Below are 20,467 nucleotides of genomic sequence, written 5' to 3' on the forward strand. Positions count from 1 at the left end.
TCCTCCATCCGCCGGGTCGATACGCCCAGGAGATAGCTGGTCGCGACCACCGTGGTCAGCGCCGCCTCGGCCCGGCGGCGGCGTTCCAGCAGCCATTCCGGGAAGTACGTGCCCTGCCGCAGCCTCGGGATCTTCACGTCGAGCGTGCCTGCGCGGGTGTCGAACTCGCGGTGCCGGTACCCGTTGCGCCGGTTCACCCGGTCAGCGCTGACCGCGCCGTAGGAGGCGCCGCAGACCTGATCGGCGTCGGCGGACAACAACACGTTGATGAACGTGGTCAACATCTCCCGGAGCAGGTCCGGGGACGCCTGGTCGAGCTGTTCGTGGAGGAAACGGGCAGGGTCAATACTGGGTACGACGGTCATCGTCGTGGTTCCTTTCGAGACGGATGTGAAGAGTTCTCTCGAAGGATCACGCGGTGACCGTCGCCACGTTCACAGCGACGCGGCCACCGGATCCGTACACCACGCTATTGGACGCAACCCAGGCGGCTCTCGGTTCTTCCCGATTCACAACGCGAGACGGGAACGCAGATCGGCGTGCGGAGGAGAGGGGACTGCGTCGCACCGCCTCCGGCGGCGCTCCTCCCCGAATCCGCAGCACCCTATGAATGAGTTGAGCGCCGCACCCTACGGGCGCGACGCTCGATTCATCTGCGGAGGATAGGGGACTGCGTCGCACCGCCTCCGGCGGCGCTCCTCCCCGAATCCGCAGCATCCAATGATGAATCGAGCGCCGCACCCTGCGGGCGCGACGCTCGATTCATCTGCGGAGGATAGGGGATTCGAACCCCTGAGGGCTTGCACCCAACACGCTTTCCAAGCGTGCGCCATAGGCCACTAGGCGAATCCTCCATGGCCCCGAAGGACCGCAGACCATCCTACCGTGCGCGCACACGTGCCCCCGACCGAGCGGCGCCCGAGCCGGCGTAGAGGCTCCCCGGGCGGATGACGAGCGAGCGCGGCGCGACCACCGCGAGAAGCCGCCGCGCGGGCTCGACGTCGGCGAGCATCGCCCGCGACACCGTGGTGGCGGCATCGGCGATCGTCTCGCCCTGCCAGAAGCCGTGCTTTCCGCCCGGTGCGTAGCTGGCGCGCTCGATCGCGCTGATCAGCAGCCCCATCTCGGCGTGCGGCGCACCGTGGTGCTCGACCAGGCGGCTCCCGAGCGACCGCGCGGTCTCGGCGGCGGGCACGCTGATGCCGAGGTCGATGGCGGTGTCCTGCACGACGGTCCAGGCGGCGGCCGCATCGCCGGTGCGGGCCGATGCCAGCAGCTGGCGTCGACGCAGGTCGCGCAGCAGCGCGGGGATGAGCAGGGCGAGCAGAATGCCGAGCACGACCGAGATGGTCGGCACCGGGTCCGCGGTGGCCGTGGTGGAGGCATCCGTCGTCCCGGTCTGGTTCGGCCCCTCGGTGTCGGCGCCGGGGCCCGGCGCGGTGGTCGGCGCCGCGGAGGGCGCGGTGGGAAGTCCCGGCGTGTTGTCGGCGACGCCCGGCGTGCTGGGGGCCGCGGCGAAGGCGGTCGGTGTGCCCAAGCTGTTGGTCGGCTCGAACTGCACCCAGCCGATGCCGTCGAAGTACACCTCGGGCCATGCGTGAAGCTTGGCGCTCGACACCGAGTACACGGTCTCGCGGTCGACCGCGTCGGTCGTGGCTTCGCCCGGAAGATAGCCGACGACGATGCGCGAGGCCATGCCGAGCGTGCGGGCCATGAGGGCGAACGCCGAGGCGTAGTGGATGCAGTAGCCCGAGCGCACCTCGAGGAAGCGGCCGATCGCCTCGGCGCCGGTGCCGTCGAAGCCGTCCTCGACGGGCGCGTCGAGCGAGTACTGGAACTGCGGTCCGCGAAACCACGTCTGCAGGGCGACGAGCGCGTCGTAGTCCGACTCGGCGTCCTCCGTGACGGTGGCGGCGAGCTCGGCGACCGAGGCGGGAAGGTCGTCGGGCAGCTGGGTGGTCTCGTCCCGCTGCTCGCTGGCGCGCGCCTGCCGCGCCCGGATCTGCTCCAGCGTCGGGCGGGGCACCTGCGAGATGACCTCGTACTCCTGTCCCTGCGTGAGCGCCGACCGGGCGACCACGGTGCGGTTGTAGGGCACCGCGGCCCATTCGCCCTCCAGCCCGGTGATCCCGGTCGCGGGATACGCCACCGGCAGCCACGGCGAGGCGAGGTTCTTGACCTGCACGGTGGTGGCGTACTCGGCGAGCTCGATCGCCGACGACACCGACGGGGTGCTCAGACCCTCCGGGCCGTCCAGGGGCACGCTCCGAGCCCGGTCGGGCTGCCACACCGCGCCATCGAACTCGGTGAGCGTCGTCAGCCGCAGGTACGGGGGCGTCGGGGCGCTGCTGCGCATCTGCAGCACCTCGGTCTCCTGCGGGCGGCGCAGATCGTCGCCGAGCTGCAGGGTCGCGTCGACGCCCGCACCGCCGCCGAGCCCGCCCGCGCCCGCGCGCACGACAGGCTCGGGCAGCAGCGGCGTCGCCACCAGCGCCACGACGACCGCGATCGCGCCGATGCCGAGCGCGGTGGCCGGCACGCCGGCGGTGCGGTCGGCGTCCTGCTCGGCGGGCCGCTCGCGCGCGCGGGTGTCGGCCCGCATGAGGAACAGGATCGCCACCGCCAGCAGCACGAACGCCATCACGTCCATGTCGCTCGGCACCGCGATCGCGGGAATGAGCGACACGGCGATCAGGCCGACGGCGGCCAGCAGCGGCATCCGCGCGGTGAGCACGACATGGTCGATGACGATCGTGAGCAGTCCCGTCGTGCCCACGATCAGCAGCGACAGCGACATGCTCGCCTCGAGCGGGGCAGCGCCGAGCGCGATCTCTTCCGAGGCGATCGCGACCAGCGCCGGCACCTGGCGCGTGATCGTCTCGATGCTCGGGATCACCCACAGGATCGCCGTGTCGCGCAGGAACACGAGCGTGACGAACACGACCCACACGGCGACCTCGATGAGGGTCACGGCGATCGCGGCCAGGCGATAGCGCCGCGCGAAGAACCCCGCCGCGAGGATCGCAGCCGCCAGCACCACCGCGCCGAGCAGCCAGCCGCTCGGGCGCACGACGCGCATGAGCGGAAGGAGCGCGGCGAGCACCGCGATCAGCACCCCCGCCGTCAGCGTCGGGTTCGCGATGCGCCGGGCGCCGCGCGGCTGGTCAGCGGAAGACATTCGCCGTCCCCCTGTCGACCGCGCCCGCCCACGCGCTGGCGATGTCGGCCTCCTCGCCGATCCGCCCGACGCGCCAGCCGAGGTCGGATGCCCGGTCGAGCGAGCCCGCGCTGGGCGAGGTGGCCAGCAGCACCGGGAGGGTCGAGTGATGCACGATCGGGGCCAGGGCCGTGGCATCCGTCTCGTCGAATCGACCCGTGATCACCACCACCGGCCCCGTCATGACCCCCGAGAACACGCGCGGCAGCTGCGCGAGGTGATCGTCGCGGCGCGCGGTGAGCTTCGCGAAGCCGGTGACGACGAGCTCGACCTCGGTCATGTCGCCGCCGTCGATGCGCTCGGCGAGCTCGGCGCCGTCAGAGTCGATCACCTCGATCGCGTAGCCGTCGTGCGCGAGACGCGTGATGACGGATGCCGCGGCCGACACCGCCAGCTCGAACCCCGGGTCCGCCCCCGGCGCCTGCATCGCCTCGCCCGACCAGCGCAGCACGCCCCGGTCGAGCACGACGGTGGCCTCGGGGGTGGACTCCTGCTCCTCCTGACGCACCATGAGGGCGTCTCGGTGCGCGGTCGCGCGCCAGTGGATGCGTCGCATCGAGTCGCCCGGCATGTACGGCCGCGCGATGAGGTTGTCGGCGCCCTGGCCGAGCTGGCTGGTCGTGGTGTGCAGCATCCCGCCCGCCTCGCCGGCGAGGTTGTTGACGGCGGGCAGATCGACGACCGCGGGCGCGACGGTCACGCGGGTGCGCTCGCCGAAGACGCTGCGCCGGGTCGCGAGGCCGAAGGGGTCGGTCGAGCGCACGGCGAGGGGGCCGATGGGGTGGATGCCGCGGCTCATGCCGGTCACGGAATACGACAGGTCCACCACGCGCTCCGAACCGCGCAGCCCCGAGCCGAGTGCGGGGAACACGCCCTCGGCGCTGCCGTCCAGGGCCCTCGGGAGGGCGTCCTTCCACGTGCCGGGAGCGGTCGGGAGGGCGGTGCGCACCCCCACCCGCACGGTCACCCGCGCGTCCCGGCCGACGGCGGCGGCGTTCGGCGTGAGCGAGCGCGACACCGTGTCGGAGCGGCGGGTCAGGTACAGCGACGCGATGCTCGCGGCGAGCACCGCCAGCATCAGGGTTCCGAAGTACACGAGCTCGCCCAGCCCGATCTCGTTCGCGAGCACGAAGCATCCGATCGCGAGCACGAGCGCGCCGGTGCCGCGCACGGTGAGCGGCCACAGCCGTCTCATGCTCGTGCTCCGGCCGTCACGGGCCGCGGGGCGATGCGCTCGCGACGGTGGCGCCTGCGTCGCATGATCGTCACTGCCTGGTCGCGAGCGGCACCCGCACGCTCGTCGCGATCCGGTCGAGGATCGTCGCGATCGCGTCGGCGGTGGTGCGCGCCCGCGCGCCGCCGGCCGAGCGCGTCGGGATGATCCGATGCGCGAACACCGGACCGAGCAGCGCCGTGATGTCGTCGGGGATCACGAACCCTCGACCGTCCAGCGCCGCCCACACCTTCGCGGCGCGCACGAGCTGCAGCGTCGCACGGGGGCTCGCCCCGAGCCGCAGGTCGGAGTGCGTGCGGGTCGCCGACGCGAGCGCGACGGCGTAGTCCTCGATCGCGGGGGCGACGTGCACGGCCCGCGCCCACCCGATGAGCTGGGCGACTGTGGCCGCGGTCACGACGGGGCGGATCGCGTCGAGCGGGTTCACGGCGTCGCGCTGGCGCAGCATGAGCGCCTCGGACCTCGGGTCGGGGTAGCCCATCGAGATGCGCATCATGAACCGGTCGCGCTGCGCCTCGGGCAGGGCGTAGGTGCCCTCCATCTCGAGCGGGTTCTGCGTGGCGACCACGAGGAAGGGATCGGGCAGGTAGTGCGTCTGGCCGTCGACGGTGACCTGCACCTCTTCCATCGCCTCCAGCAGCGCCGACTGCGTCTTGGGGGAGGAGCGGTTGATCTCGTCGGCGATCACGATGTTCGCGAAGATCGCGCCCGGCTTGAATTCGAACTCGCGCTCGACCGGGTTGAAGACGCTCACGCCGGTCACGTCTCCGGGCAGCAGGTCGGGGGTGAACTGGATGCGACGCACCGTCGCGTCGACGGATGCCGCAAGAGCGCGAGCGAGCATCGTCTTTCCGACGCCCGGCACGTCTTCGATGAGCAGATGCCCTTCGGCCAGCAGCACGACCAGGGCTGAGCGCACAGCCTCGGGCTTGCCGTCGATCACGCGGGAGACCGACTCGAGGATCGCGGCGGTCGTGCGTGCGAAGCCCTCGGCCGTCAGCGCCGGGGCATCGCCCGCGCCCCTTCTCCTGGCCGCTGATGCGTCCAGCGGAGCCTCCGGTCGCGTGGGCCCAGTCATCGTCGTTCCATCCGTCACGGTCTCAGCCATGCGTTCCCCTCGCGCACCCGGGCCTCGACGCCCGCCCTGGCTCGATCGTAACAATTCGGGCACGGTGGCGGGCCTGAGAGAAGCCTTTGAGGTTCGCTCCGGCCCTTCCTCCCGCGCGCGCCGAGGGCCATGAGGGCGACGGAGGCGCCCAACCTGACAGCCGCACGTGATCCGGGCGCCGCGCTGGCGGGAGGGCCGCCGCGCCGTCCGGGGTCCGCCGCACGAAACGCGGCGCCCTGCGGAGCGGGTAGACTGCTGGAAGCTCTCCGCGAGGCGGCATCCAGGCCAACTCCCCCAGGACGGAAACGTAGCAAGGGTAACCAGGCTCTGCCGGGTTCGCGGAGAGTCTTACTCTTCCCGGGTGCTTCACCACCCGTGCCCTGGTCGCCGGTCGGAGTCGACCCCTAGGCTGAGCGCGTGGCGCAGAGCATCTACATCACGTCCCCAGAAGGCCACGCGGGCAAGTCCAGCGTCGCGCTCGGCGTGCTCGACGCGCTGAGCCACGCCACGGCGAGGGTCGGCGTCTTCCGGGCGATCGCGCGCTCGACCGCCGAGCCGGACTACGTGCTCGAGATGCTGCTCGCCCACGACGGCGTCGACCTCGCCTACAGCGAGTGCATCGGCGCGACCTACGACGAGGTGCGCGCCGACCCCGAGGCGGCGCTGGCGACCATCGTCGAGCGCTACAAGGCGGTCGAGGCGCAGTGCGAGGCGGTGGTGATCGTCGGTTCGGACTACACCGATGTGGCCAGCCCCGCGGAACTCGCCTACAACGCCCGGATCGCGGCGAACCTCGGCGCCCCGGTGCTGCTCGTGCTCGGCGGCCGCGGCGACGGCCACATCGAAGAGCTGGGCTCCCTGCCGCCGCGCACACCCGCCGAGATGGGGCAGATCGCGTCGCTGTCGATCGCCGAGCTGGCCCGCGGCCGTGCGCAGCTGTTCGCCGTGGTCGCCAACCGCGCCGACCCCGAGCGCCTTGCCGAGACGATCGCGGCGGTCGAGGCATCCGTTCGCGCCGGCGGCCGCGCAACCGGCCGCACGGTGCCGGTGTGGGCGATCCCCGAGGACGTGTCGCTGGTCGCCCCGTCGATGGCGAGCATCCTGCGCTCGCTCGACGGGCGGCTGCTCGCGGGCGATCCCGAGCTGCTCACCCGCTCGGCGCTGGGCATCGTCGTGGCGGGCATGTCGATGGTGAACGTGCTGCCCCGCCTCACCGAGGGGGCGGTCGTGGTGATCGCCGCCGACCGGTCCGAGGTGCTGCTGGCGACGCTGCTGGCCAACGCCTCGGGCACCTTCCCGTCGCTGGCCGGCATCGTGCTGAACGGGCCGTTCGAGATCCCCGACCCCGTGCGGCGTCTCATCGACGGGCTGGGCTCGAAGCTGCCGATCATCACGAGCGAGTTCGGCACGTACGAGACCGCCGTGCGCATCATGGGCACGCGGGGGCGGCTGGCCGCAGACTCGCCGCAGCGCTACGAGACGGCGCTCGCGCTGTTCGAGAAGAACGTCGACATCGACGAGCTCACCGTCGCCCTCGGCATCGCCCGGGCGACGGTGGTCACCCCGCTCATGTTCGAGTTCCAGCTCGTCGAGCGCGCCCGCTCGCGACGCAAGCGCATCGTGCTGCCCGAGGGCGGCGACGATCGCATCCTGCGGGCGGCCGGCACGGTGCTGCAGCGCGGCATCGCCGACCTCGTGATCCTGGGCGAGCCGGTCGAGGTGCGCGCGCGGGCGATCGAGCTGGGCGTCGACCTGCAGGCCGCCGAGGTGCTGAGCCCCTTCGACCCCGTCCACGTGCACCGCTTCGCCGAGGAGTACGCGCGCCTGCGCGCCCACAAGGGCGTCACGTTCGAGCGCGCCGCCGACACGGTGACGGATGTCTCGTACTTCGGCACCATGATGGTGCACCTGGGCCTGGCCGACGGCATGGTCTCGGGCGCAGCGCACACCACCGCCCACACGATCCGCCCCGCGTTCGAGGTCATCAAGACCCAGCCGGGCGTCTCGGTCGTCTCGAGCGTGTTCCTCATGGCGCTCGCCGACCGGGTGCTGGTGTACGGCGACTGCGCCGTGATCCCCGACCCGACCCGCGAGCAGCTCGCCGACATCGCGATCTCGTCGGCCGCGACCGCACGCCAGTTCGGCATCGATCCGCGCGTGGCGATGCTGTCGTACTCGACGGGCGAGTCCGGTTCCGGGGCCGAAGTCGAGAAGGTGCGGGATGCCACGGCCCTGGTCCGCCAGCGCGCGCCCGAGCTGCTCGTGGAGGGCCCGATCCAGTACGACGCGGCCGCCGACGCCGCCGTGGCCGCCGCGAAGATGCCGGGATCCGAGGTCGCCGGCCGCGCGACGGTGTTCATCTTCCCCGACCTCAACACCGGCAACAACACGTACAAGGCGGTGCAGCGCTCGGCCGGCGCGGTGGCGATCGGACCGGTGCTGCAGGGCCTCAACAAGCCGATCAACGACCTGTCGCGCGGAGCGCTCGTCGAAGACATCGTCAACACGATCGCGATCACCGCGATCCAGGCGCAGGGGAGCCCGTCGTGAGTGTCGTCCTCGTGGTCAACAGCGGGTCGTCCTCGTTCAAATACCAGCTGCTCGACGTCGAGTCCGAGCGCGTGCTCGCCTCGGGCCTGGTCGAGCGCATCGGTCAGGCCGACGGGCATTCGACCCACACGGTGACCAACCCGCACCCCGAGGGCGCGGCATCCGCCATGCTCGAGGCCACCTACGAGCGGGAGCTGCCCATCGCCGACCACACGGCCGGGTTCCGCGTCATGCTCGACGCGTTCGCCGAGCATGGACCGTCCCTCTCAGACAACGCGCCGGTCGCCGTCGGCCACCGCGTGGTGCACGGCGGCGCGCGGTTCTTCGAGCCGACGCTCATCACGCCGCTGGTCGAGATCAACATCGACGAGCTGTCGGTGCTGGCCCCCCTGCACAACCCCGCGAACCTCGAGGGCATCAAGGCCGCTCGCACGGCGTTCCCCGACGTGCCTCACGTCGCGGTGTTCGACACGGCGTTCCACCAGACGCTGCCGCCGGCCGCCTACACGTACGCGATCGACGCGAAGCTCGCCGCGGCCCACCGCATCCGCCGGTACGGATTCCACGGCACCAGCCACAAGTTCGTGAGCGAGGCGGCCGCGGCGTTCGTCGGGCGTCCGCTCGCGGACCTGCGGCAGATCGTGTTCCACCTCGGGAACGGGGCATCCGTCAGCGCCATCGACGGCGGACGCTCGGTCGACACGTCGATGGGGCTCACGCCGCTCGAAGGGCTCGTGATGGGCACCCGATCGGGCGATATCGACCCCGCCGTGCTCTTCCACCTCGCCCGCCGCGCCGGTCTGTCGATCGACGACCTCGATGACCTGCTCAACAAGCGCAGCGGGCTGCTGGGCCTGGCGGGCGTGTCCGACATGCGCGACCTCGAGAGCGCGATGCGGGAGGGGGATGCCGCGGCCGCGCTCGCCTATGACGTCTACGTCCATCGCCTTCGCGCATACGCGGGCGCGTACCTCGCGGCCCTGGGCGGCGCCGACGTGATCTCGTTCACGGCCGGGGTGGGCGAGAACGACCCCGGCATCCGCGCCGCGGCGCTGGCGACCTTCGGTTTCGCGGGCATCGAGATCGACGCCGCGCGCAACGAGGAGCGCCGTGGCGGCATGCGGGTCATCTCGACCGACTCGTCGCGCACGATCGTGCTGGTGGTGCCGACAGACGAGGAGCTTGAGATTGCCCGTCAAGCGCTCGCGGTCGCACGAGCTTAGGCTGTTATCGGCACGACGAAGAGCCCCTGTCCACACGCACTGTTTGCCCGGAGACCGAGACCCTGTGACCGAACCGCTGCCCGACCTGTCGGCCTATGAGGCCGTTCTGTTCGATCTCGACGGCGTGCTGACCCCCACCGCCGAGGTGCATATGCACGCGTGGCGCACGATGTTCCAGCAGCTGTTCGCCGACTGGGGCATCGAGCCGCCCTACACCGATGACGACTACTTCGCGTACCTCGACGGAAAGAAGCGGTACGACGGGGTGGCGAGCCTGCTGCACAGCCGCAGCGTCGAGGTGCCGTGGGGAGAGCCGTCCGACCCGGTGACCGATGACACGGTGTGCGGCATCGGCAACCGCAAGAACGTGGTGTTCGAGAGGGTGCTCCGCGAGGAGGGCATCGCGCCGTATCCGGGCTCGCTCGCCCTCATCGACCGGCTGCGCGATGCCGGCACCCCGATCGCGGTGGTGTCGAGCTCGAAGAACGCGGCGGAGGTTCTCGATGTCGCCGGCATCCGCGACCGCTTCGCCGTCGTGATGGACGGCGTGATCGCCGAGCGCGACCACCTCCGCTCCAAGCCCGCGCCCGACGTGTTCGTCGAGGCGGCGCGCCTGCTGGGCGTCGACCCCGCGCGCGCGGCCGCCGTCGAGGACGCGATCAGCGGCGTCGCCTCGGCCGCCGCGGGCGGATTCGCGCTCGTGGTCGGCGTCGACCGCGGCGTCGGGGAACAGGCCCTTCGCGAGGCGGGGGCGCACCTGGTGGTCAACGACCTGGAGGAGTTCACGGCATGATCGACCGCGACCGTTTTCCCGTCGACCCGTGGCGGCTCGTCGAGCGTTCGACGACCGTCGATGACGTGGGGGTCACCGAGACGCTGTTCGCCGTCGGCAACGGCTACCTCGGGCTGCGCGGGAATCACCCCGAGGGCCGGCAGGCGCACGAGGCCGGCACGTTCATCAACGGGTTCCACGAGACCTTCCCGATCCGTCACGCCGAGCAGGCGTACGGCTTCGCCGAGATCGGGCAGACCATCATCAACGCCCCCGACGCGAAGGTGCTGCGCGTCTACGTCGACGACGAGCCGCTGTCGCTCGATGTCGCGGACGTGCGCGAGTACGAGCGAGTGCTCGACATGCGCGATGGGGTGCTGCGCCGGCACGTGCGCTGGACGACGCCGTCCGGCAAGGACGTCCTCGTCGAGGACGAGCGCTTGGTGTCGTTCCCGGAGCAGCACCTCGCGGTGATGCGCTTGACGGTCACGGTGCTCAACGACGACGCGCCCGTCACGGTCAGCTGTCAGATCATCAACCGGCAGGATGGCGAGAACGTCTACGGCGGCACCCCTGTCGCGACGAAGAAGGCGGGATTCGACCCGCGCAAGGCAGAGCGCATCGAGGACCGCGTCCTGCAGCCCCAGGAGTACTGGCAGGAGGGCGACCGCGCCGTCCTGTCGTACCGGGTCACCGAGTCCCACATGACTCTCGCGGTGGTCGCCGACCACCTCATCGAGACCGAGAACGAGTTCACGACGCGGCGGCTCGTCGAGCCGGACATCGCCAAGAACGTCTTCCGCGTGCAGGCCCGGGCGGGAGTGCCCATCACGGTCACCAAGCTCGTCTCGTATCACACGTCCCGCGGCGTGCCGGCGCGCGAGCTCGTCGACCGCTGCCGTCGCACGCTCGATCGCGCCGGAGCCGAGGGCGCCGACCAGCTGCTGGCGCAGCAGCGCGAGTGGCTGGACGCCTTCTGGAGCCGATCGGATGTCGTCATCGGGGGCCACGACGACCTGCAGCAGGCCACGCGGTGGTGCCTGTTCCAGCTCGCTCAGGCCTCGGCCCGCGCCGACGCGTCCGGCGTGCCCGCGAAGGGCGTGACCGGCTCGGGGTACAGCGGCCATTACTTCTGGGACACCGAGATCTACGTCCTCCCGTTCCTGACGTACACGACGCCGCAGTGGGCGCGCAACGCCCTGCGGATGCGGTACCTCATGCTCCCTGCGGCGCGCCGCCGGGCCACCCAGCTCAACGAGCACGGCGCGCTGTTCCCGTGGCGCACGATCAACGGCGAAGAGGCGTCCGCCTATTACGCCGCCGGCACCGCCCAGTACCACATCAACGCCGACGTGAGCTATGCGCTCGCGAAGTACGTGCGCACGACGGGCGATATCGACTTCCTGACGCGCGAGGGCATCGACATCGCGGTCGAGACGGCCAGGCTGTGGGCGACGCTCGGCTTCTGGCGCACCAGCGACGACGGCGAGCGCAGCTTCCACATCCACGGCGTGACCGGCCCCGACGAGTACACGACGGTCGTCAACGACAACCTGTTCACGAACGTGATGGCACGCTTCAACCTGCGCTTCGCGGCGCGGATCGTGCGCGAGATGGCGGCGGCCGACGGCGAGGCGTACCGCAGGATGGTGGACCGGCTCGCGCTCGAGCCCGGTGAGGCCGACGGCTGGCTGCAGGCCGCCGAAGCGATGCACATCCCCTTCAGCACGGCCCTCGGCATCCACCCGCAGGACCACGTCTTCCTTGAGCGCGAGATCTGGGATCTCGAGAACACGCCCCCCGACAAGCGCCCGCTGCTGCTGCACTACCACCCGCTTGTCATCTACCGGTATCAGGTGCTCAAGCAGGCCGACGTCGTGCTCGCGCTGTTTTTGCAGGGCAATCACTTCTCGGCCGCGGACAAGCGCGCCGACTTCGAGTACTACGATCCGCTGACCACGGGCGACTCGACGCTGTCGGCGGTCGTGCAGTCGATCCTGGCGGCCGAGGTCGGGTATCAGGACCTCGCGCTGGAGTACTTCCACCAGTCGCTGTTCGTCGACCTCGGGGACCTCCACCACAACGCCGCCGACGGCGTGCACGTCGCCTCGGCGGGAGGGGTGTGGACGGCGCTCGTGAGCGGCTTCGGCGGCATGCGCGACCACTTCGGCGAGCTCAGCTTCGATCCGCGGCTGCCCGCGGCGTGGCCCGAGCTCTCGTTCGTGCTGCACTGGCACGGCACACGCCTGGACGTCACGGTGCGCACGCACGAGCTGCGCGTGCGGGCCTCGGGCGGCGATCCGCTCACCTTCAGCGTGCGCGGCGCGCCGTTCGTGATCGGCGCGGGCGAAGAGGTCGTCGTCCCGCTCGCCGACCAGGGGCCGGTGATCCCGGGGCGTCCCGACCATCGCAAGTTCGCCGACGTGCGCCGTGAGGACGGCACGCTGCTGTCCTCGTCCATCCCGACGGTGACCTCCGCGATCCCGATCATCGACGCGGGCCTGGCAGCGACCGGGGCCGATCGCGTCCGCGACGACGTGCTGGCGGTGAGCGGCGGCGATGTCGGACCCACGACGTAGGCTGTGGGGGTGACCATCGCCCTCTATCGCCGCTACCGTCCCGAGGCGTTCGGCGAGATGATCGGGCAGTCGCAGGTCACCGATCCGCTCATGACGGCGCTGCGCGGCGACCGCGTCGGTCATGCGTACCTGTTCTCGGGTCCGCGCGGGTGCGGCAAGACGACCTCGGCGCGCATCCTCGCGCGCTGCCTGAACTGCGCGACCGGCCCGACCGACACTCCATGCGGCACCTGCGAGAGCTGCGTCGAGCTCGGCCGCGACGGCGGTGGCTCGCTCGACGTGGTCGAGATCGACGCGGCATCCCACAACGGCGTCGACGACGCCCGCGACCTGCGTGAGCGCGCGGTGTTCGCCCCCGCGCGCGACCGCTTCAAGATCTTCATCCTCGACGAGGCGCACATGGTCACCCCGCAGGGGTTCAACGCGCTGCTCAAGCTCGTCGAAGAGCCGCCCGACCACGTCAAGTTCATCTTCGCGACGACCGAGCCCGAGAAGGTCATCGGCACGATCCGCTCGCGCACGCACCATTACCCGTTCCGGCTGGTTCCGCCGGCTGCGATGCTCGCCTACGTCGAGCAGCTGTGCGAGCAGGAGGGCGTGCGGGTCGAGCCGGGCGCGCTGCCGCTGGTCGTGCGCGCCGGCGGCGGGTCGCCGCGCGACACCCTGTCGCTGCTCGACCAGCTCATCGCGGGCTCCGAGGCGACGGCCGACGGCGTGGTGGTGACCTACGAGCGTGCGGTGTCGCTGCTCGGCTACACGCACGCCGAACTGCTCGACGAGGTCGTGGGCGCGTTCGCGGGCAGCGACGCCTCCGCCGCGTTCGCCGCGATCGACCGCGTGGTGCAGACGGGCCAAGACCCGCGTCGCTTCGTCGAAGACCTGCTCGAGCGGCTGCGCGACCTGATCGTCGTGGCGGCCACCGGCGAGGGCGCGTCGGCGGTGCTGCGCGGCATCACAGCCGACGATCTCGCGCGCCTGCGCGCGCAGGCCTCGGCCTTCGGCTCGGCGCGGCTGTCGCGCACCGCCGACCTCGTGATCGGCGCCCTCGACGAGATGACCGGGGCGACCTCGCCCCGGCTCCAGCTCGAGCTCATGGTCGCCCGGGTGCTGACGCACGCCGCCGGCGCCGCGGCTCCCGCGGCAGCGCCCGCGCTCGTGCCGTCTCCCGCGTCTGCTGCTCCGCCCGCCGCACAGCCGGCGTCTGCCGCACAGCCCGCGCCTGCCGCACAGCCCGCAGCTGCCGCGCCTCCCGCATCGGCCGCCGCCGCACCGCCTGCCGCCGCACCCGCGGCGCCGGCTGAGCCCGTCACACTGGAGCGCCTGCGGGCGGCCTGGCCGGCCGTGCTCACGCGCGTCGAGGGAATCAGCCGCACGTCGTGGATGGTCGCGTCTGCCGCCGTGGTCGCCGATCTGGCCGACGACGTGCTGACGGTGTCGTTCCCGAGCGTGTCCGACCTCGAGAAGTTCAAGAAGCGCCCGGGCGGGCCGAGCGAAGACCTGCGCACCGCGATCCTCGACACGCTGGGGCTGCGCGTGCGCTACATCGCCAAGCACGAGCCGGGCGCGCCCGGCGCGGGACGCGAGCCCTCGACCGCGGCGGGCGAACGCGCCCCCACGGAGGGCGCCTCCTCCGACCCCGACCCGGTCGCCCCGGCCCGTTCTCGCGTCACGGCTCCGCTCGCGGCGGCGCCCGTGACCGAATGGGCGGTCGCGCCGATTCCCGCCGACGCGCCCGCGGCGACGCCAGCGCCCGCGGCCCTGGCCGACGCGCCGCAGTTCGCCGTCGACGACGAGCCCGAAGACGCCGAGTCCGCACCCGGCCGGATCGCGACGATCGCCCCGGCGCACGAGGGTGAAGTGCTCCCTCCCGACGAGGTCGCGCGGTCGATCGAACCCGACGACGATGACGAGATCCCCGCGGGTGGCGACGTGCCGGTGCCCCCGGTGATCGCGCCTCCGGCGCCGGTGGTCGTCCGCACCGCGGCATCCGGCCCCCCTGGTCGATACGGAGAGGCGGTCGTGCGTCAGGTGCTCGGTGCGACGTTCGTGCGCGAAGAGCCCTACGACCCGCCCACCAGGTTCAGCTAGGAACTTCCCATGTACGACGGCATCGTCCAAGACCTGATCGACGAGTTCGGGCGGCTTCCCGGCATCGGCCCCAAGTCGGCGCAGCGCATCACCTTCCACATTCTGCAGACGCCGAACTTCGACGTGTCCCACCTCGCCGAACTCCTCACCGGGGTGCGCGAGAAGGTGCGCTTCTGCGAGGTGTGCGGCAACGTCTCGGAGCAGGACCTGTGCGTGGTGTGCCGTGACCCGCGCCGCGACGGCACGGTGATCTGCGTGGTCGAAGACGCCAAGGACGTCGCGGCGATCGAGCGCACGCGCGAGTTCCGCGGGCTCTACCACGTGCTCGGCGGCGCGATCAGCCCGATCGCGGGGGTCGGCCCCGACGACCTGCGCATCGCGCAGCTCATGAAGCGACTCGCCGACGGAACGGTCACCGAGGTCATCCTCGCGACCAACCCCAACCTCGAGGGCGAGGCGACCGCGACCTACCTCTCTCGGCTTCTGCACACCCTCGAGATCGCGGTGACCCGCCTCGCGTCGGGCCTGCCCGTCGGCGGCGACCTCGAGTATGCCGACGAGGTCACTCTCGGCCGCGCGTTCGAGGGACGACGCGCCCTGTGAGCGCGCTCCAGCGGTTCGACGCGCGCGCATGGCTGCTTTTCGCGGCGATGGCGCTGATCTGGGGCGTGCCGTATCTGTTCATCAAAGAGGCGGTCGACTCATACTCGCCGGCGGCGATCGTGGCGGGGCGCACTCTCATCGGCGCCGCCATCCTGTTGCCCTTCGCCCTGCGTCAGAAGGCGCTGCGACCCGCGTGGTCGAAGATCTGGTGGGTGCTGCTGTTCGGCGCGATCGAGATGGCGGGACCCTTCTTTCTGCTCGGGCACGCCGAGCAGACGCTGCCGTCGGGGCTGACCGGGCTGCTCGTCTCGACCGTTCCGCTGTTCGCGGCGATCTTCGCGTTCTCGACAGGCGACCGCACCGCCCTCAGCCCCTCGCGCACGATCGGGCTCGTGGTGGGCTTCCTGGGCGTCGCGGTGATCGTGCTGGGGCCGGGGCTGGCGGTCCAGGGCGGCGGGGGGCTCGTCGCCGTCGGCGAGGTGCTGCTGGTGGCCGTGCTGTACGCGATCGCCCCGTTCATCGTCGCCACCAAGCTGAAGGATGTCCCCTCGCTCGGGAGCATCACGATCTCGCTGGCCGTCGTGGGGCTGTTCTACCTGCCGCTCGGACTGCTCACCCAGCACCAGGTGCCGACGGTGTCGAGCACCGTGTCGCTCGTGACCCTCGGGGTGCTGTGCACCGCGATCGCGTTCATCGCGTTCTTCGCGCTCATCGCCCGCGTGGGCCCGGCTCGCGCGCCGCTGTTCACCTACGTCAACCCGGTCGTGGCGATCGTGCTCGGCGCGATCATCCTGGGCGAACAGATCACCATCGGCCTCATCGTGGGCTTCCCGCTGGTGATCTTCGGCTGCTGGCTCGCCGCGACCGGCGGGCGACTGCGCGTGCGCGACGGCGTCGATGAGCTTCCGCCGCTGTCCGGCTGACGCGCCGCGGCCGGCTGGCGCGCCCCGTCGGGCCGACCGGGTTCAGCGCAGCACTTCGACCAGTGCGATCCACGAGATGAGCAGGCCCGCGACGATCGCCGCGATCGCGCCTGCCGCGAACCAGACCACGCCGTCGCTCTCGCCCGCCACGAGCAGGCTCCCGCCGACGAGATAGGCGACGGGAGCCACGAATCCGACGACGGCTTTGCCCGGTCGCATACGGTTGGCCGGATGCCGGTTCTCGAAGATGCGGCGAGCAGCCTGGCCGGCGAAGACTCCGGTGACGAGGGCGAACGCGATCATCGTGATGCCGTAGGCGAGGGGCGTGATACCGGGGACCAGTCCCACTCCGGCCCCGACGATCGCGAGCACCAGTCCCGCGATGCCGGCCGCGAGGCGCGCCGTGAGCGAGGTCGCCTTGACGATCTCGGCGATGTTCACGCTCGCCGCCACGATCACAAGACCCGCCAGCGCGGCGGTGGCCCCCATCAGGGCGACGTTGAAGTCGGTCCACGCCTCGAGCACGTCGTCCATGAGCGGATCGTAGCAACCCCTGGCGAAGCCGTGCGCGGCACGGCACGATGGTCAGCATCCACATCGGTGGGGGAGGTCAAGGATGAGCCCGACCCAGGGTCCGAGTCATCGCACGATCGCGCTTGTCGGCGGCGCGGGATCCGGCAAGACGACGCTCGCCGAAGCGCTGCTGCTTCGGTCCGGCGTGATCGCCCGCAAGGGGTCGATCGCGCAGGGCACCACGGTGTGCGACCACGATCCCGAAGAGATCGCGCGCGGCATCACGCTGAGCCTGTCGCTCGCGTACCTGACGTGGACGGACGCCGGTGGCGACGAACGCGCCGTGACGCTGATCGACACGCCGGGGCATCCGGATTTCATCGGCGCCGTCGATACGGCGCTGTCGGTGGCGGATGCCGCAGCCGTCGTGGTCAGCGCGGTCGACGGCGTGACCGCGGGCACGCGTGCCGTGTGGGCGGCGGCCGAGCAGGCCGGGGTCGCCCGCATCGTGGTCGTGACGCAGGAGGACCGCGCGCGGGCCGACTTCCGGCGCGTGCTCGCCGACCTCCGCGAGGCGTTCGGGGAGCACCTGTGGCCCCTCGAACTGCCGCTGGGGGAGGAGCAGGACTTCCACGGGCTCGCCGACGTGCTCAGCGAGCATGCGCTGGTCTACGACGACGAGGGCCGGCACCACGACGAGTCCCTCCCGAGCGCGCTCGAGGCCGAGGAGCACGGACTGCACGTCGGCGTCACCGAAGAGATCGTGTCGCACGACGACGCGCAGCTCGAGGCGTATCTCGACGGCACCGAGCCCGCCACGGCCGACCTCGAGCGCACCTTCGCGCGCGAGGTCGCGACGGGCGAGGCGGTGCCGGTGCTGGTGTGCTCGGGCGAGACCGGCGCGGGGGTCGACCGCGTCGCGGACCTGCTGTGCGCGCTCGCCCCCTCGTCGCGCGACCACGACTCGCGCATCATCGTGGGCGGATCGACCGACGGCGAGGGCGGCACCGAGGTGGCGGTCGCCCCGGCCGCCGACGGCGACACCGTGGTGCATGTCTTCCGCACGGTGGCCGACCCCTTCGTCGGACAGATCGCGATGCTCAAGGTGCTCTCGGGCACGCTGCGCCCGAGCGACCGGCTGCACAACGCCACGACGGGCGCCGAGGAGCGCATGCCGGCGCTTTTTCGCCTGTGCGGCGCCCAGCATGTGCCGGCTGACGTGCTGCGGGGGGGCGATGTCGGAGCGGTCGCCAAGCTCACCGGCTCGCCATCGGGCTCCATACTGTGGTCCAGAAGCCACGGCACCGCGCGGCCGGCGCCGCTGCCGCATCGTGAGCCCGTGTTCGCGGTGACGGTGACCCCGGTGTCGCAGTCCGACGACGCGAAGCTGTCCGGGGCGCTCGGGCGACTGCTCGCCGAAGATCCGACGCTCGTACTCGACCGCACCGGTGGCGACACGATTCTTCGCGGGCTCGGCGACACGCACGTCGCGGTCGCGGTGGAGCGGCTGGCGCGCGTGCTCGGGGTGCATGTGACGACGGGCCAGGCCCCGGTGGCGTACCGCGAGACGATCGCGCGCCCCGCGGCGGCGGAGGGGCGCCTGAAGAAGCAGTCGGGCGGGCACGGCCAGTTCGCGGTCGTGCAGCTGCGGGTCTCGCCCCTGCCCACCGGCTCGGGCTTCGAGTTCGTCGACTCGGTCGTCGGCGGCGCGGTGCCGCGCACGTACATCCCCGCGGTGGAGAAGGGCGCGCGCGACGCACTGGCCGCGGGCGGGCCGCAGGGGCATCCGGTGGTCGACGTGCGGGTCGAGCTGCACGACGGCAAGGCGCACTCGGTCGACTCGTCCGAGATGGCCTTCCGCACCGCGGCATCCCTCGGGGTGAAGGCGGCCCTCGCCGAGGCCGGCACGGTCGTGCTCGAGCCCATCTCGATCGTCACGATCACCGTCCCGCCCGACCTGCAGGGGCCGGTGCTGACCGATCTGTCGTCGCGCAGGGCGCGGGTGAACGCGACGGATGTCGCCCCCGACGGTCGCGCGCTCATCATCGCGAGCGCGCCTGAGGCGGAGCTCGCGCGGTATGTGCTCGAGCTGCGGTCGCTGACCGGCGGCCAGGCCGAGCTGGTCATCGCACCGGATCGCTACGAGCGCGCGCCCGAGACCCACCGCGTCTGAGCGGTGCCGCTCGCGCGCATGGCTCGGCCGGCGCGCGCGCGTCCGTAAGATGGAACGTCGGGCGCGGCATCCGTCGCCCGTCCTTCCACACCAGTCGCGCGCCGCCCTGCGGCGCATCCGGGGGTTCCAACGTGGCGCTGATCGTCCAGAAGTACGGCGGTTCGTCCGTCGCCGACGCCGAGAGCATCAAGCGGGTCGCCAAGCGCATCGTCGATGCCCGCCGGGCCGGCCACGATGTCGTCGTCGCCGTCAGCGCGATGGGCGACACGACCGACGAGCTGCTCGACCTGGCCGCGCAGGTCGCCCCGATCCCGGCGCCGCGCGAGCTGGACATGCTGCTGTCGAGCGGCGAGCGCATCTCGATGGCGCTGCTGGCGATGGCGATCCACTCGATGGGCTTCGAGGCGCGCTCGTTCACCGGCTCGCAGGCGGGCATGATCACGACCGCCGACCACGGCGCGGCTCGCATCGTCGACGTCACGCCGATCCGCCTGCGCGAAGCCCTCGACGAGGGCGCGATCGTGATCGTCGCGGGCTTCCAGGGCTTCAACCGCGACACCCGCGACATCACCACGCTCGGCCGCGGCGGCTCCGACACGACCGCCGTGGCGCTCGCGGCGGCGCTCGAGGCCGACGTGTGCGAGATCTACAGCGATGTCGACGGCATCTTCACCGCCGACCCGCGGGTCGTGCCGAAGGCGCGCAAGCTGGGGATGGTGTCGGCCGAAGAGATGCTCGAGCTGTCGGCCAACGGCGCGAAGGTGCTCTACCACCGCGCCGTCGAGTACGCGCGCCGCCATGGCGTCCTGATCCACGCCCGCTCCACGTTCACCTCGAGCGCGGGCACCTACGTTCTCGGGCCGGGGATGAGCATCCCCGACGGCGAAGAAGGAGCAGAGATGGAAGAGCCGATCGTCGCGGGCGTCGCGACCGACCTGGGCCAGGCGAAGATCACCGTGATCGGCGTGCCCGACGTTCCCGGCAAGGCGGCTGAGATCTTCAAGATCGTCGCCAAGTCGGGCGCGAACGTCGACATGATCGTGCAGAACGTGTCGGCGGCCACGACCGGCCGCACCGACATCTCGTTCACGCTCCCCAAACCCGACGCCGCCCCGGCACTGCGCGCGCTCAGCGCCGAGCAGGCGGGCGTCGGGTTCGAGAGCCTCGTGCACGACGACCAGATCGGCAAGCTCTCGGTCGTCGGCGCGGGTATGCGCACGCACTCGGGCGTGTCGGCGACGCTGTTCGAGGCGCTGAGCGTCGCGGGCATCAACATCGAGATGATCTCGACGTCTGAGATCCGCATCTCGGTCGTGGTGCGCGGCGACGACCTCGCCGAAGCGGCCCGGGTCGTGCACACCGCGTACGGGCTCGACGGCGAGACCGATGCCGTCGTCCACGCCGGCACCGGCCGCTGACCCGCGCCGTGGGGTGAGCGGCCGCCGCTCACAGCGCGCCGCCAGCCTTCCGCACTATCGTCTCTT

The 20,467-nt window shown here is 71.6% G+C and carries 14 protein-coding genes, 1 tRNA gene and 1 other RNA gene; 10 read left to right on the top strand and 6 right to left on the bottom strand.

What is annotated here, in order from left to right:
- The 5 genes from AB1K54_RS16320 to AB1K54_RS16340 all read right to left on the bottom strand — a co-directional run.
- Nucleotides 1-365 (bottom strand): transposase (locus AB1K54_RS16320; protein WP_371203820.1); only part of this gene is annotated, 365 nt, incomplete at its 3' end.
- A gap of 404 nt (nucleotides 366-769) precedes the next feature.
- Nucleotides 770-854, bottom strand: a tRNA-Ser gene (locus tag AB1K54_RS16325).
- Nucleotides 855-880: 26 nt separating this feature from the next.
- Complete coding sequence (locus AB1K54_RS16330) at nucleotides 881-3,178, bottom strand: transglutaminaseTgpA domain-containing protein (protein ID WP_371203821.1); 2,298 nt, start codon at nucleotides 3,176-3,178, stop codon at nucleotides 881-883.
- Nucleotides 3,165-4,412 (bottom strand): DUF58 domain-containing protein, encoded by a 1,248-nt coding sequence (locus tag AB1K54_RS16335; protein ID WP_371203822.1) that lies wholly within the window; start codon nucleotides 4,410-4,412, stop codon nucleotides 3,165-3,167. Before AB1K54_RS16335 ends, AB1K54_RS16330 begins: the two co-directional genes overlap by 14 nt.
- 70 nt (nucleotides 4,413-4,482) lie before the next feature.
- Complete coding sequence (locus AB1K54_RS16340) at nucleotides 4,483-5,559, bottom strand: AAA family ATPase (protein ID WP_371203823.1); 1,077 nt, start codon at nucleotides 5,557-5,559, stop codon at nucleotides 4,483-4,485.
- A gap of 256 nt (nucleotides 5,560-5,815) precedes the next feature.
- Here AB1K54_RS16340 and ffs point away from each other — a divergent pair.
- The 8 genes from ffs to AB1K54_RS16380 all read left to right on the top strand — a co-directional run bounded on the left by ffs (nucleotide 5,816) and on the right by AB1K54_RS16380 (nucleotide 16,297).
- Nucleotides 5,816-5,915: signal recognition particle sRNA small type (gene ffs, locus AB1K54_RS16345), an RNA gene on the top strand.
- 61 nt (nucleotides 5,916-5,976) lie between these two features.
- Nucleotides 5,977-8,109 carry a phosphate acetyltransferase gene (gene pta / locus AB1K54_RS16350; protein ID WP_371203824.1) on the top strand — a complete coding sequence of 711 codons (2,133 nt, stop codon included), beginning with the start codon at nucleotides 5,977-5,979 and terminating at the stop codon, nucleotides 8,107-8,109.
- Complete coding sequence (locus tag AB1K54_RS16355; protein ID WP_371203825.1) at nucleotides 8,106-9,332, top strand: acetate/propionate family kinase; 1,227 nt, start codon at nucleotides 8,106-8,108, stop codon at nucleotides 9,330-9,332. The genes pta and AB1K54_RS16355 overlap by 4 nt, the downstream gene beginning before the upstream one ends.
- Before the next feature lie 64 nt (nucleotides 9,333-9,396).
- A complete protein-coding gene (locus AB1K54_RS16360; protein WP_371203826.1) occupies nucleotides 9,397-10,125 on the top strand; it encodes an HAD family hydrolase in 729 nt (242 codons plus the stop codon).
- Complete coding sequence (locus AB1K54_RS16365) at nucleotides 10,122-12,683, top strand: glycoside hydrolase family 65 protein (RefSeq protein ID WP_371203827.1); 2,562 nt, start codon at nucleotides 10,122-10,124, stop codon at nucleotides 12,681-12,683. Before AB1K54_RS16360 ends, AB1K54_RS16365 begins: the two co-directional genes overlap by 4 nt.
- 9 nt (nucleotides 12,684-12,692) lie before the next feature.
- Nucleotides 12,693-14,771: a DNA polymerase III subunit gamma and tau gene (locus AB1K54_RS16370; RefSeq protein ID WP_371203828.1), complete on the top strand. Its 2,079-nt coding sequence runs from the start codon at nucleotides 12,693-12,695 to the stop codon at nucleotides 14,769-14,771.
- Between the two features lie 9 nt (nucleotides 14,772-14,780).
- On the top strand, nucleotides 14,781-15,374 hold the full coding sequence (gene recR / locus AB1K54_RS16375; protein WP_371203829.1) for a recombination mediator RecR: 594 nt from the start codon (nucleotides 14,781-14,783) through the stop codon (nucleotides 15,372-15,374).
- Entirely contained in the window at nucleotides 15,371-16,297 is a 927-nt protein-coding gene (locus tag AB1K54_RS16380; protein WP_371203830.1) for a DMT family transporter, read from the top strand. The genes recR and AB1K54_RS16380 overlap by 4 nt, the downstream gene beginning before the upstream one ends.
- A gap of 42 nt (nucleotides 16,298-16,339) precedes the next feature.
- Here AB1K54_RS16380 and AB1K54_RS16385 read toward each other — a convergent pair whose 3' ends face one another.
- Entirely contained in the window at nucleotides 16,340-16,831 is a 492-nt protein-coding gene (locus AB1K54_RS16385; RefSeq protein WP_371203831.1) for a hypothetical protein, read from the bottom strand.
- 82 nt (nucleotides 16,832-16,913) lie between these two features.
- Here AB1K54_RS16385 and AB1K54_RS16390 point away from each other — a divergent pair, with 82 nt between their 5' ends.
- Both AB1K54_RS16390 and AB1K54_RS16395 read left to right on the top strand, forming a co-directional pair.
- Nucleotides 16,914-18,983 carry an elongation factor G gene (locus AB1K54_RS16390; RefSeq protein ID WP_371203832.1) on the top strand — a complete coding sequence of 690 codons (2,070 nt, stop codon included), beginning with the start codon at nucleotides 16,914-16,916 and terminating at the stop codon, nucleotides 18,981-18,983.
- Nucleotides 18,984-19,114: 131 nt separating this feature from the next.
- On the top strand, nucleotides 19,115-20,401 hold the full coding sequence (locus AB1K54_RS16395; protein WP_371203833.1) for an aspartate kinase: 1,287 nt from the start codon (nucleotides 19,115-19,117) through the stop codon (nucleotides 20,399-20,401).
- Nucleotides 20,402-20,467: the final 66 nt, after the last annotated feature.

Source organism: Microbacterium sp. BWT-B31 (assembly GCF_041379855.1).
GTDB lineage: Bacteria > Actinomycetota > Actinomycetes > Actinomycetales > Microbacteriaceae > Microbacterium.

What these genes read in the sequence shown, in the direction of transcription:
- AB1K54_RS16330 (WP_371203821.1), bottom strand. Translation starts at nt 3,178, where the DNA reads ATGTCTTCCGCTGACCAGCCGCGCGGCGCCCGGCGCATCGCGAACCCG.
- AB1K54_RS16335 (WP_371203822.1), bottom strand. Translation starts at nt 4,412, where the DNA reads ATGAGACGGCTGTGGCCGCTCACCGTGCGCGGCACCGGCGCGCTCGTG.
- AB1K54_RS16340 (WP_371203823.1), bottom strand. Translation starts at nt 5,559, where the DNA reads ATGGCTGAGACCGTGACGGATGGAACGACGATGACTGGGCCCACGCGA.
- AB1K54_RS16365 (WP_371203827.1), top strand. Translation starts at nt 10,122, where the DNA reads ATGATCGACCGCGACCGTTTTCCCGTCGACCCGTGGCGGCTCGTCGAG.
- recR (WP_371203829.1), top strand. Translation starts at nt 14,781, where the DNA reads ATGTACGACGGCATCGTCCAAGACCTGATCGACGAGTTCGGGCGGCTT.
- AB1K54_RS16385 (WP_371203831.1), bottom strand. Translation starts at nt 16,831, where the DNA reads ATGGACGACGTGCTCGAGGCGTGGACCGACTTCAACGTCGCCCTGATG.
- AB1K54_RS16390 (WP_371203832.1), top strand. Translation starts at nt 16,914, where the DNA reads ATGAGCCCGACCCAGGGTCCGAGTCATCGCACGATCGCGCTTGTCGGC.